Source organism: Gracilibacillus orientalis, assembly GCF_900114645.1.
Lineage (GTDB): Bacteria > Bacillota > Bacilli > Bacillales > Amphibacillaceae > Gracilibacillus > Gracilibacillus orientalis.
This window is the reverse complement of the sequence record NZ_FOTR01000004.1, coordinates 40384-52775: the sequence shown is the minus strand read 5'-3', so window position 1 is coordinate 52775 and position 12392 is coordinate 40384. Positions and strand designations below refer to the sequence as shown.

The window sequence follows — 12392 nt, the reverse complement described above, 5'->3', positions numbered from 1 at the left end:
AACAAGTAGAAAAAGAAGCTATCTTAATAGTCTAGCCCTTTGCAAACAAATAGGTTTCCCTACTCCACACTGGTACTATTGCTCAAATTCCTTAACTATGAATTCACTTGTTCTTGAGCAAAACCTAAGTAGGAACCAGCATCATGCTAAAGCTGAATTTATTAAAATAGCTCCTTCCCTTACTCTTGTATCTCTAATCGATCAGATATGTCATCTAACATTAAATTAGCAGCAGTAATACCTCCACCCATATTCCAAATGACTTCGTCCACACGGTGAACTTGATCAGCTTTTACAGCATCTAGTTCATCCCACAATGGATGCTCTGTCCACTCTTGATACGTTTTTTGTGCTGCTTTTTCATCATTCATAAATAAATAGAAAACATCTGCATTCATTTCTGTAATGCTTTCTTTATCTGTTAGTTTCAACACCGCTTGAGAGTCATCTGTAATTTCTTTTGGTCCTTCAAATCCTAGTTCATCTAAAATTGACCCTGCAAATCCAGTTACATAAATGCGGGCATGATCTGCTCGAAAATTTAAAACTGAAACATGGAATGGCCATTCATCGCTATATGTAGATTCTAATTTATCCTGTAAATTTGCCACTCTGCTATCCCATTCATTCAAAAGTTCGGCAGCTTTATCTTCTTCCATCATAGCTTCACCCATCAATTCAACCGTCTCTTTAAATTCAAAAACGGTTTCATGCATAACAGTAGGTGCTATAGCTGATAGTTGATCATAAATTTCTTCGTGTCGTAATTGAGATGCAATAATAAGATCTGGATCCAATTTATGAATTTCTTCCATATTCGGCTGTGTCTCTTGTCCTACTATCGGTACATCTGTTAAATCATCTCTTAAATATTCATATATTGGCTGTTCACGCCATGATTCTACAATCCCAACAGGCTTTATACCGAATGCTACTGCAGCATCTGTTGCTCCTTGATATAAAGTCACGATTCGTTCAGGCTTTTCTTCGATCGTAGTTGTTCCCATCGCATGAGATACATCAATTAATTCCTGACTCTCTGTTTCCTGCCCCCCGCTTGTTTTTTCTCCATCTGTTTCTTCTAGAGATGTTTGTTCATCAGATTGCCCACAGCCTATTAGTAATGAAAAAGTGAATAAAAACGTAATCCCTATAAAAAACATGGACTTTGATTGTTTATACTTCATTTCGTACGCCTCCTCCTTTATTAATATTGATAATCATTATCATTTAAGTAGTATATATTATCTGTTACATTAAGACAACCCCTAATTGAAAATAAATATCAATTAAGGGTTGAAACAATCTCCTGATACCTTTCAATAGCTAGCTATCGATCAAGGTTACTTTTAATCATTTTGACTTTATCATCTGTTTAAAAATTAAAATTGTGCTTTACTCCACATGAATTCACCCATTCACATAAAAATCTTCCGCATATATTATTAATACATCATCCATTTTAATTACTAACAAACTCTCTACACCCTAAAAAATTTATGTCATTTCAAGAAATCCACATAAGTCATCTCATTTCATAAAAGAATGCCTCTTATCACCATGATAGAGGCATCGACTTTTTTTAAATGGTTCATAATTAACAAGAAATTAATAATAATAATAAGGGAAAAACAAACTGCGTAATAGGAGGAACGGAAATCTGTGGCGTCTAAAACGGCGAAATCTTCTAGGATAACCCCCATATCCAAAACCGTATTGGCGCTCAGTTTCCTCCACTCTTTCCAAATCTCCACTTGGAATGAGTATTATTACACTGTCTTCATCAATATCTTCAATTATTCCCTCAAACGTATCTCCTTCCATTGTCTGAAATTGCATAAAATATAAATGGTAATTATTACACAATTCATGCATCTGTTTTTTATGATGGTTAGAATCCATTTGTTGATGTCCTGACGTCTGACCATAATGATTCTGATGGTGTGGATTGTGCGGATTATATTGATGGTATGATTCTGGCTGTTGATACATAGTATCACTCCCTATAATGTTATTCATACCTAAAATATTCAATTAAACAGCTTATGTTACAAAGATCAAGCTAATTTCTCAATACTAATTTGTTATTTAATAATACTCGAACGCCCATTTGAAAACTTTAATCCGTTTTACTTACATTAGATTTATCAAATATAACGTATGAGTATTACGGTTTATTACACACTATTATTAAAGCAATATGGTAGGACTTTGAGAATAAAGGGTGTCATCTATTGTGTTTTTATTTATTGGTCATATAATTATTATATTTATTATTTATGTAGTAGCGATTCGAATATTAGGGAAAATCGCATTAGCACAACTAACACCACATGACTTTGGAGCTATACTATTTTTAGCATATATACTCTTCGGATCTTTAGAGATAGAAGGCTTAACCCAGGGGGTTGTGGGAGTAATCACAATCATTATACTTTACTTGATTATTTCAAAATTAAGTCTTTGGAATAAATTAGATAAACTTCTTATTGGTGAGTCAACTTACCTGGTCAAAAATGGAAAGATAAATATTGATAGCTTAAGAAAGAGCCATTTTACATTGTTGGAACTGTTGTCAGCGATTCGTAATGCTGGTTACTTTGATATTAGCGAGGTTGATTACGCCATACTTGAACCTAATGGGAAAATTAGTATTTTACCAAAACCAGATAAAGCATTCTTAACACCTAGTCATTTAGGTTTAAGTACAGATGATAAAGGACTGCCTATGATAATAATTATGGAAGGTCAAATTCATTACAATAACTTAACATTCATTAATAAAGATGAACATTGGTTAAAAAAAGAACTTACCTCACAAGGATATGATCGGATAGAAAAGGTACTGTTTGCTACAGTTAGGGATAAAGACTATTATGTAAAAGTCTATACTGAACAATGCGATACATATTAGTACAACACTAAATGGAGCGTTACTCCACGCTCCGCACTTCCCTTTATAATTGACTGCTATACTAACTTGTTCCCCTTCTTTAACACTCCGTTGTTGTTTATTATTACAAACTTGATTATAGAGTACAAAGCAAATATATTTCATTTTGTAACATACATTTCCATTTGTTTTACGAAGGTTACGTGCTAATTTCATTTCAATTAAAAACCTGTTAAATCGGTTTAAAATTTAGATTAAGAGGTATAATATGGGTATCCAAGCTTCATTATTTAATTTAGGTTTAGTTAATAACATCCGAACCAATCATCAGAGATTTTACATATTATAGACTTTAGGAGGTCTAACCATGTTCCAGATTAATTCGTTTTTTAATTTTAAAAAAAGCAAACAGAAACAATATGTCGGTTGTGTTAGAAATCCAAGAAAACCGAATGAATTTCATAAATTATTAGCTAAAGCCTGTGCCCATTATGGATTAACAATGATTTATTACACACCTAAAGATGTGGATATGGAACAGCATCAAGTAACTGGTAAAGTACTGGTTAATGACAAGTGGATCACTGAAGTTACCGATATTCCAGTATTTAATGATTTAGCCACACTCTGCTTTAGGCATAAAGATGTCACCAACTATTTACGTCAGATTAGTACGATATCGAACGATCTGATTGGGGCGAAGACAAAACAATATAGGTTGGTGAAAGATGGTGAAAAATTTAAAGATATTGTGATTCCCTATATTACAACGAATCAGCCTGAGAGTATCATGAATTTCTTATCTAACCATCCTATGGTGATTTTAAAACCCAGTAAAGGGATGAGAGGAGAGCATATCTATAAAGTTTCCCTATTAGATGATGGACGTTATCATCTAATTTATGAGACAGATGAGGAAATGCTCACATATGATGAGATTTTCCAATTTCTATATGGTCTTGTATCAAAGAAAAAGTATATTTGTCAAAAATATATTGAAACAGTAGACGAAAATGACAAGCCGTTTGATGTACGTATTCGTCTAGAGAAAAACGTTTACGGCAAATGGGAAACAGTGGTCAATTTAGTTAGAATTGCAGGCAAACAGAAAATCGTGTCCAATGTTGCTCAAGGTGGCTATGTAGCAGAATTAAGTTCGTTTCTTCAAGTAAATTATCCTGATAACTGGAATGCAATTGAAAAGAAAATTATTCAAATTGGTAATGGACTTCCAGGTCATATTGAAGAACTGACCGGTAAACACTTAAGTTCTTTGGGAATTGATATCGGAATTGATCCAAATGGTAACACTTATTTATTCGAGATTAACACTTCTCCTGGTACCGAGTTTGCCATCGGTGAGATTGCCCTAATTAAATCCGGGTATTATTATCACAAAATGAATGAAATCAATAATGCCAATAAAAAAACACAATCTATGTAATAGTAAAATGGTCTCTGTTTGATACAGAGACCATTTTTTGTACTTTCTTGATCATTCGGGCCTGTATAACTTCAATCAATTTTGGCACCCTAAAAGAAAAATAGTAAACCTCGGAGGCGAAATGAATGAAGGCTGTTACATATCAAGGAAAATATTCTGTTGCGGTGAAAAAAGTTTCTTTTCCGAAAATACAGGATTCAGAAGATGTCATTATCCGAATTACATCAACAGCAATTTGTGGTTCAGATTTACACTTATATCAAGGAAACTTCCCTCTTCCTATCGGTTACCAGATTGGTCATGAGCCGATGGGAATTGTCGAAGAAATAGGGGCTAACGTAACAAAAGTCAAAAAAGGAGATCGGGTTGTTATACCTTTTACCGTTGCCTGTGGAAAATGTCCTTATTGTGAATCTCACCATGAAAGTCAATGTGACAACGCTAATCCGCACTATGATTCAGGGGGATATTTAGGTTACTCTGAAAAGTTTGGTAATTATCCAGGTGGACAAGCTGAATATTTAAGAGTGCCCTATGGTAATTACACACCGTTCTTGGTTCCAGAAGATTGTGAATTAGATGACTCCTCTCTTTTATTTTTATCAGATGTACTGCCAACAGCCCGTTGGAGTGTAGAGAATGCTGGAGTAAAAGCTGGTGATACCGTCATTGTCCTCGGATGCGGTCCGGTCGGATTGATGACACAGCAATTCGCCTGGCAAAAAGGGGCAGAACGGGTGATTGCCGTCGATTATATCACCTATCGATTAGAACATGCCAAAAAACATCATCACACAGAAGTATATAATTTTACCGAATATGATGATATGGGTGAGACATTGAAAGAAATAACAAAGGGTGGCGCTGATGTTGTAATTGATTGTGTTGGTATGGATGGTAAAAAATCTCCTTTAGAGTTTGTCGAGCAAAAATTGAAGCTCCAAGGTGGTACTATTGGCCCGATTCAAATCGCAACGAAAGCTGTGAAGAAATGCGGAACCTATCAAATTACCGGGGTCTATGGGGGCAATTATAATCTCTTCCCTTTAGGAGCATTTTTCTCAAGGAATGTTCAACTGAAAATGGGACAGGCCCATGCAAGAACCTTGATGGAGCCCATATATCAGCAAATTGTGAATGGTGAGATTGATCCAAAAACCATGATTACACACAACCTACCATTAAATAATGCAGCACACGGATATGAAATCTTTAATCAAAAGCAAGATAACTGTATAAAAGTTGTCTTAAATCCATAATGAAATCCAGCTCTTCCTTTACGGAAAGAGCTGGATTCTTGCGTTATGGTTGGTTAGTTCATCTTGTCAGTTCGAAATCAGAAAATAGACACTTAACTAGTCAAGTAGATGCGTTCATTATCCTTATTTACAATAGGCTTTGTACCTTTTCTTCTATACTCTTCACTAACTATATTGTTTATTTCAAAGCACTTTTGCAGACTTTTTTCATACAATTCTGTTAGAGGTGATAAAAAGTGGCAAGAGTAAAATATACAAACAGTGACATTGATTTAATGGCTAGGATGATGCGAGCAGAAGCCGAGGGTGAAGGGCGATTAGGGATGCTTATGGTTGGTAATGTTATTGTAAATCGAGTAAAAGCTGATTGTTTAGATTTTCAAGGTTTAAGGACCATACCGAACGTGATTTATCAAGTACAGGGAGGAAATTATTCTTTTGAAGCAGTACAGAAAGGTAATGTTTTTTATCAAAGAGCGAGAAATGCAGAGAAAAGATTAGCGGAACAAACAATAAAATATTGGAGACAACACCCTTCCAAATATGCTCTTTGGTATTTTAATCCGTATGGTGAATGTCCACCTACATGGTACGGGCAGCCACTTACAGGGCAATATAAACAACATTGTTATTATGAACCACAGGCTAATACATGCGCAGGGGCTTATAGATAGTGAACAATAACAGGCTATTCTAAAACTCCATGAAATCGAGCTCTTCCCCGAGGAAAGAGCTCGATTTTTTAAATTATGATTTCTATTTCATCTGGTGCCTCATATGATGTTTCAATCGACCCGTCTTTTTGTTTATAATGTTTAACTTTCAGATTGCCATAAGGTGTCGGAAATGAACCTTCCACCCACTCAAGGTCTCCTAATGAAGGTTTTATTTCCATCACTTTACAGCCTGGTTCTTTAATCTTGATACCTAAAATATGCTATGAGAGCCATGCTGTTGGACCAGATGCCCAACCATGACAAAGACTGTGACGGTAACCAACATAACAATGGTCGCCATGTACGTCGACTTTGCCTTCTGGTGTTAGTTGATCGATCCTTGCAGCATTTTTCAACCATTCAATATTAAAATCTTCCCAAAAAGTGCTGGCACCTAGCTGTAACATTCCACCCCAGTATTCTCTGATTAAATCGAGTGCTTCTGTAAAATCTTTTGCCTCTGCTTTCGCTTGAAGAATATAATAACCGTAGAAGGTAGAAACCCCTTTTGCGCCACCTTGTGATAATAGATCTTGATTGATTTGCTCTGCTTGCTCTTTCCCACTCAAAGCCAAAAGCGCTGCTGCTTGCTTACTATTACCATGATCTGGTTGGTAGTTAGCTAAACTCGCTAAATAGGACCTGCCACGTTCGGCAGCTGTTGTTTCACCTAATATCTCAATTAAATGTGTCGCTTTTTCAATAGCAAGTACAAACAACGCATGAACGCCTGCGTTTACTCCTTTTTCATTATGAGCAGTTGGCCAGTCCAGGAATGGATTAGGCATTGTGTTTGTTCCATCGTCGTTAATATGTGATCCCATTAGATCAAGCAAGGTAACCAGATAATCTTTTTGCTCTGTTAAATAAGTTTTATCACTGGTATACATATACCAATCGTGTTGAATGATCATCCACCATGCAGAATAACTGGGAAATGTATTCATCCAATCTGGTAGTGGTGTTCGATCCCTCACAAAGTCAAGACTCTGTGGGACAATTCCTGTCTGGCCAAATGCTGCCTGGATGGTAGCGACTTCTGGATGCATATCACCAATCCATACCATGCATGCGGTCTCGTTTTATCCCATCCCAGATATATTCCTGCATATTAAGGTAAACGGTGTATGCACCAGTATCCCATATTTGATTCAATAATGGATCACTGGAATGGAATGATCCTTTTACAGGTAAATCACAATGATAGAAGATCGCCTTGATCGTATTGACTTGAATCCAGCAATCTTCTTCTAATAAATCAAGACGGACAAAACGAAAACCGGTATTCCCAATTTCGTTCATTCCTAAAAAGCTGACATCTACTATTTGGTCTCTTATTGCATGATCATTGGTTGCATTTGTCGCTCCTCCAATATCACTCATTGCTTCCATTACAGATTCACCAAATCGAACCCGAACCTTTGCTTGTTTAACCAGCTCACCTTTTTTAACACAATTCCAAATTGCTAATTGGATTCCACCATGGAGTTCAGTTCCGAAATCCAATAATATTCTAGTCCCATCATTTCTTATGATGACTGGTTCGTCAGGAGTAATTAGTACCTGTGATTCTCTGTCTTGCAATAATAACTCCTCGTTTTCAAATGAGGCATCTGATGTTGTCCATATAATCTTATTTGGTGTGACATATTCCCGAATACGGGGATCCTTCTTACCCAGTGACATCGACTGCACGTTGGCAAACCCTCCTTTTGATAACGTTTATAAAAGGATTATCAGAAGCAGTTGGGAAAGACAATTATTCAGATTTAAAGGGGGGACAAGATAATTATCTTGTCCCCCCTTTTTAGATTTATGCTTTCAATGCTTCCACTACTTTTTCAGCTGTGCTACGACTTGATTGAGGGTTTTGACCCGTAACTAATTTTCCATCACGAATTGAAAAGTCTGACCAGTTTTCATCCTTTTGGAAATCCGCTCCTTTTTCACGGATTTTACTTTCTAATAAGAAAGGCATATGTTGATCTAATTGCATTTCCATTTCTTCACTATCGGTAAATGCTGTCACCTTCTTGCCCTTCACTAATGGAGTACCGTCTTTATAAGTGACATTCACAATTCCTGCCGGACCATGACAAACTGATCCAATTACACAATCGTCCTCAGCAAATTGTTGTAAAATATATTGCAATGTTTCATTATCTGGAAAGTCGAACATCGTGCCGTGACCACCAGGTAGGAATACCGCATCGCTATTATTGGCATGTTCTTTTGTTAATTTCTTAGTTGATTTTAATTCAGCCTCTGCTTCTTTCCATTCTGGCTTATCTTCTATACTGTTTGGGTCTAACGCTACCTCTCCACCTTCTATACTTGTTACTGTGACATCATAGCCTTTTTCCTTAAATACTAAGTATGGAACAGCAAACTCTTCCAACCATAGGCCTGTTTTATGATCGTCTGTAATTGTCGTGTGGTTAGTAACTACCATTAAGACACGTTTTGACATTTTCCAATTCCTCCTTAAAAGGTACTCAGCATGTCTTCATGCACATTGCAAAAATAACGGATAAAGGGAGCTAACGTCAAATGATTGAACTATATTACAAATACCTTTTTTGGGATCTTCCCGTTGTTTAGTTTTAGTGTCGTACGATGAGAATAGTTGACATGGGATTCCAGCCTTTTCTAGAGCTTCACTAAAAAAGAGATAAGCCATTTAAGACTTATCCCTTTCTGCAAACAAAAAATATTCTTTGATGTTCTTCAGGTTCATCAGATTTTTCGGTGGAAAAATCACCATGAACGGTCACGTTTTGAAATCCTGCTTTTCGAAGAAGCTCCATGTATGTTTCAACAGCAAAAGTTCGCTGGCTATGTTGCTCATCGAAGCGCTCGTATTGATCCGTTTCTTCATCCAAAAGGAAAAAGGTGAGATCGTGTTCGACACTTCCTTTTGTTTCACCAGCCTCACAGAACCATAGATAAGAAATATCATCGTAAATCTCGGCGAAAGTTTCACCGACCATATTTTCTTCAAAGTGACGGAGACTATGGATATCGAATATAAATAGACCCTCATCGGAAAGACAGTTCCAGACGTTAGTAAATACTCTTTTGAGTTCGTCTTCCGTTGTAATATAGTTGATTACATCACACAAACTTACCACAACATCAAAACTGCTTAATCCTTCCAATTCGCGGATATCTTGTTGAATATATTGGACGCCAAATGTATTAGCTTGGGCAAATGCGAGCATATCTTCAGAAAGGTCGACACCCGTTACCGAAAAGCCTGCTTCGGCAAATTGATGGCTAAGTCTGCCGGTCCCACAGCCGAGATCGAGCATTTTGACTTGCCTACAAAAATTTTCGACGAATGACTGCCACTCATCGTATGGTGCATCGTCCATCAATACATCATAAATATATGCTAATTTGGAATAAGCCATTTTATAATTTCACTTCTAGCTGAGGAGCATCTCCCCATAATTTTTCTATGTTATAATATCCACGTTCATCGCGATGAAAAACGTGACAAACAAGATACCCCAGGTCGACTAATACCCATCTTGCCTGATCGAAACCTTCCATCCGTTTCACATCAATATTTTGTGCCTCTGCAATATCTTTCACTTCACGTGCGATTGCTTGGACTTGACGCTCGTTGGTCCCCTCACAGACTAGAAAATAATCAGCAATTAATGAAACATTCTGCATGTCTAATAAGACGATATCCTCTGCTCGCTTGTCATCACACGCTTTTGCTACTAAGTCGACTAATTGATTACTATCCATTCATGTTCCTCCCTATATTTTCATTATATAATTGAAATGTATCTGGATAAATCGGTTGGTTTTTACTCATCAAAAAGCTAATCGTATTACGAGCTGCCATCCAGCATGCTTGCTCCATATCTTCATAGACAATTGATCTCACTTCATCGACTCCAGGAAAATCGCGCCCCGGTTCAATATAATCAGCAATAAAAATCACTTTGTCCATCATTGACATATACCGTTTACCTGTAGTATGCCAATAAATCGCACTTTGTATTTCCGGATCACGCATACCAACTTCCCGTTCAATCATCTTGGATCCAACTGGACCGTGCCACAATTCCTGATGATAATCCAAGAGGTCATGTGGCAATTTTTCTTCGATAATCCATCGTTTCATTTCCTCCGGATGACGATACTTGGCATAGTCATGAAAAATAGCGGCGAGTTCTATTTTTTTTTCGTTGACCTTATAATGCTTAGCTAATGCCAATGCCGTTTCCATTACTCGTACAGTGTGCTCGTACCTTTTTTTTGTAAGTTGTTTTTCCACTAGCTTAAGTGCTTCTTTTCGTTCCATTTTTTTTCACTCTCCCTTTTTGTTAGAAAAAGGATTAATACATTTTATGAATATAAATCGTATTTATTAATAATTGCAATGATTTCTGGTGTCGTTAAATATCGGATGGATTGCCCTTCACTGAGACGTCTTCGAATCATGGTCGATGAAATGGCTATTAATGGCATTTCTATCTTTTCTACAGGATAAGGAGTATTCGTCGAAGAGCCTGGACGATCAACACCAACAAAAGTAATTAATTCCATCAATTCTTCAATTCGGTGCCACTTTGGTAAATATTCGACCATGTCACCACCGATTATAAAATAAAATTGATAGGTAGGGTATTGTTCTTGCAATGTGCGAATCGTATTTAACGTATAGGATTTCCCTTCCCGTTCCACTTCCATCGTTTGGACATGGAAAGCAGGGTGTCCATAGACAGCAGCTTTCGTCATTTCGACGCGATCTTTTGCTGTTGTTTTGGCCTCTGCTTTATGAGGTGGTTGATAAGACGGAATGAACCAGACCTCATCTAGTGCTAATTGCTGATAGGCCTGCTCTGCCATTAGCAAATGTCCGTAATGAGGCGGGTCAAATGTACCTCCAAACAATCCGATTCGTTTCAAACTTCCCACCTCTTTTACGGTAAAGTTATGTTTTTATTTTCTTCCGATTCTTTATATAAGACGATTGTATTTCCAATGATTTGTACGATAAAAGCCTCGGAACCTTCTGCAATCGCTTCTGCTACATCATCTTTATCTTCCATACAGTTTTGCAAAACTGAGATTTTGATTAATTCACGTTTTTCCAATGCTTCACTTATTTGTTTAATCATGTTGTCATTGACACCATCTTTGCCTACCTGAAAGATCGGGCTTAAATGGTTTGCTTTTGCGCGTAAAAAGCGCTTCTGTTTTCCGGTTAGTTTCAAATTATTCACCTCTTAATTTATTTTCCAATTTATCAACTAAATGTGCGACAGCAAGATTTTTTCCTGTCCACTTTTCAAATGCTAATTGTCCCTGATACAACAACATTGCGTGTCCGTGATGAATGTTGGCACCACGCTTACTTGCATCACGCAACAATTGTGTCATGATCGGCTGATAGACGATATCACTTACTACCGCATCATTCCTTATATTATCAAGTTGGATAACTTGATCCTCTACATTCGGTTTCATTCCGACAGATGTTGTTTGAACAATTAAGTCATATTCCGCAAGGTGCTCCTCTGCTTGTTGATAGCTGAGCACTCTCGATTTTACTTCTCCGAGTCGTAATGACAAAAGGTCTTTCGCTTTATCTTGGGAGCGATTAGCTATATCAATCGTATCTACACCTTGCCCTATTAATGCGCGGTAAATACCACGTGCCGCTCCGCCAGCACCTAATACTAACACAGATGTCTCCCTATTTAAAAGGTTTGGGTATGGCTCTATTAATGAGCGCACATATCCTTCCCCATCAGTACTGTAGCCTTTCCACTTTCCATCAATATTAACGACTGTATTAACTGCACTAAGAATCTCTGCATCACTATCGATTTCATCCAGATAATCGACTATCACCTGTTTATATGGAACCGTCACATTAAATCCATCAATTCCGATTTCTTTTAGATGTTTCAGAACTCCTGGTAGTGCATAACGGTCCCCTTCATATAATTTATATTCCCCATCTAGCTCAGCCAAATCCAAAAATTGTTGATGAATCCATGGTGATAATGAATGACCAATTGGATGACCGATCAATCCAAGTTTATACATCATTA

Annotated in this window: 16 protein-coding genes; 4 read left to right on the top strand and 12 right to left on the bottom strand. The window is 37.0% G+C overall.

The features are described 5' to 3' along the window. Positions 1-179: 179 nt before the first annotated feature. Both BM121_RS08570 and BM121_RS08565 read right to left on the bottom strand, forming a co-directional pair. Positions 180-1187, bottom strand: a complete 1008-nt coding sequence (locus BM121_RS08570; protein WP_245780772.1) for an ABC transporter substrate-binding protein — start codon at positions 1185-1187, stop codon at positions 180-182. A gap of 421 nt (positions 1188-1608) precedes the next feature. Continuing rightward, positions 1609-1992: a hypothetical protein gene (locus BM121_RS08565; RefSeq protein WP_091483227.1), complete on the bottom strand. Its 384-nt coding sequence runs from the start codon at positions 1990-1992 to the stop codon at positions 1609-1611. A gap of 244 nt (positions 1993-2236) precedes the next feature. Between BM121_RS08565 and BM121_RS08560 the strand changes: the two genes are divergently transcribed. The 4 genes from BM121_RS08560 to BM121_RS08545 all read left to right on the top strand — a co-directional run bounded on the left by BM121_RS08560 (position 2237) and on the right by BM121_RS08545 (position 6270). Further along, a complete protein-coding gene (locus BM121_RS08560; RefSeq protein WP_091483226.1) occupies positions 2237-2914 on the top strand; it encodes a DUF421 domain-containing protein in 678 nt (225 codons plus the stop codon). Between the two features lie 346 nt (positions 2915-3260). Next, entirely contained in the window at positions 3261-4337 is a 1077-nt protein-coding gene (locus BM121_RS08555) for a YheC/YheD family protein (protein WP_091483225.1), read from the top strand. A gap of 125 nt (positions 4338-4462) precedes the next feature. Then, a complete protein-coding gene (locus tag BM121_RS08550) occupies positions 4463-5596 on the top strand; it encodes a zinc-dependent alcohol dehydrogenase (protein ID WP_091483224.1) in 1134 nt (377 codons plus the stop codon). Between the two features lie 236 nt (positions 5597-5832). Next, positions 5833-6270 carry a cell wall hydrolase gene (locus tag BM121_RS08545; RefSeq protein ID WP_091483223.1) on the top strand — a complete coding sequence of 146 codons (438 nt, stop codon included), beginning with the start codon at positions 5833-5835 and terminating at the stop codon, positions 6268-6270. Positions 6271-6338: 68 nt separating this feature from the next. Here BM121_RS08545 and BM121_RS22425 read toward each other — a convergent pair whose 3' ends face one another. The 10 genes from BM121_RS22425 to aroE all read right to left on the bottom strand — a co-directional run bounded on the left by BM121_RS22425 (position 6339) and on the right by aroE (position 12390). Next, positions 6339-6491 carry an alpha-L-rhamnosidase C-terminal domain-containing protein gene (locus tag BM121_RS22425; protein WP_245780771.1) on the bottom strand — a complete coding sequence of 51 codons (153 nt, stop codon included), beginning with the start codon at positions 6489-6491 and terminating at the stop codon, positions 6339-6341. A gap of 42 nt (positions 6492-6533) precedes the next feature. After that, positions 6534-7379: a hypothetical protein gene (locus BM121_RS22420; RefSeq protein WP_245780770.1), complete on the bottom strand. Its 846-nt coding sequence runs from the start codon at positions 7377-7379 to the stop codon at positions 6534-6536. Further along, on the bottom strand, positions 7363-8007 hold the full coding sequence (locus BM121_RS22415; RefSeq protein ID WP_245780769.1) for a hypothetical protein: 645 nt from the start codon (positions 8005-8007) through the stop codon (positions 7363-7365). Before BM121_RS22415 ends, BM121_RS22420 begins: the two co-directional genes overlap by 17 nt. A 118-nt stretch (positions 8008-8125) precedes the next feature. Continuing rightward, on the bottom strand, positions 8126-8782 hold the full coding sequence (locus BM121_RS08535; RefSeq protein WP_091483222.1) for a type 1 glutamine amidotransferase domain-containing protein: 657 nt from the start codon (positions 8780-8782) through the stop codon (positions 8126-8128). Positions 8783-8999: 217 nt separating this feature from the next. After that, positions 9000-9725, bottom strand: a complete 726-nt coding sequence (locus tag BM121_RS08530; protein ID WP_091483221.1) for a class I SAM-dependent DNA methyltransferase — start codon at positions 9723-9725, stop codon at positions 9000-9002. 1 nt (position 9726) lies between these two features. Further along, the gene (gene rsfS, locus BM121_RS08525) at positions 9727-10071 is read right to left on the bottom strand and encodes a ribosome silencing factor (protein ID WP_091483220.1); all 345 of its coding nucleotides are present in this window, start codon (positions 10069-10071) and stop codon (positions 9727-9729) included. Next, a complete protein-coding gene (gene yqeK, locus BM121_RS08520; protein ID WP_091483219.1) occupies positions 10064-10633 on the bottom strand; it encodes a bis(5'-nucleosyl)-tetraphosphatase (symmetrical) YqeK in 570 nt (189 codons plus the stop codon). Before yqeK ends, rsfS begins: the two co-directional genes overlap by 8 nt. 44 nt (positions 10634-10677) lie before the next feature. Continuing rightward, entirely contained in the window at positions 10678-11250 is a 573-nt protein-coding gene (locus tag BM121_RS08515; protein WP_425432217.1) for a nicotinate-nucleotide adenylyltransferase, read from the bottom strand. A 5-nt stretch (positions 11251-11255) separates the two neighbouring features. Then, a complete protein-coding gene (gene yhbY, locus BM121_RS08510; RefSeq protein WP_091483217.1) occupies positions 11256-11549 on the bottom strand; it encodes a ribosome assembly RNA-binding protein YhbY in 294 nt (97 codons plus the stop codon). A 1-nt stretch (position 11550) separates the two neighbouring features. Next, positions 11551-12390 carry a shikimate dehydrogenase gene (gene aroE / locus BM121_RS08505; protein ID WP_091483216.1) on the bottom strand — a complete coding sequence of 280 codons (840 nt, stop codon included), beginning with the start codon at positions 12388-12390 and terminating at the stop codon, positions 11551-11553. Positions 12391-12392 lie beyond the last annotated feature (2 nt).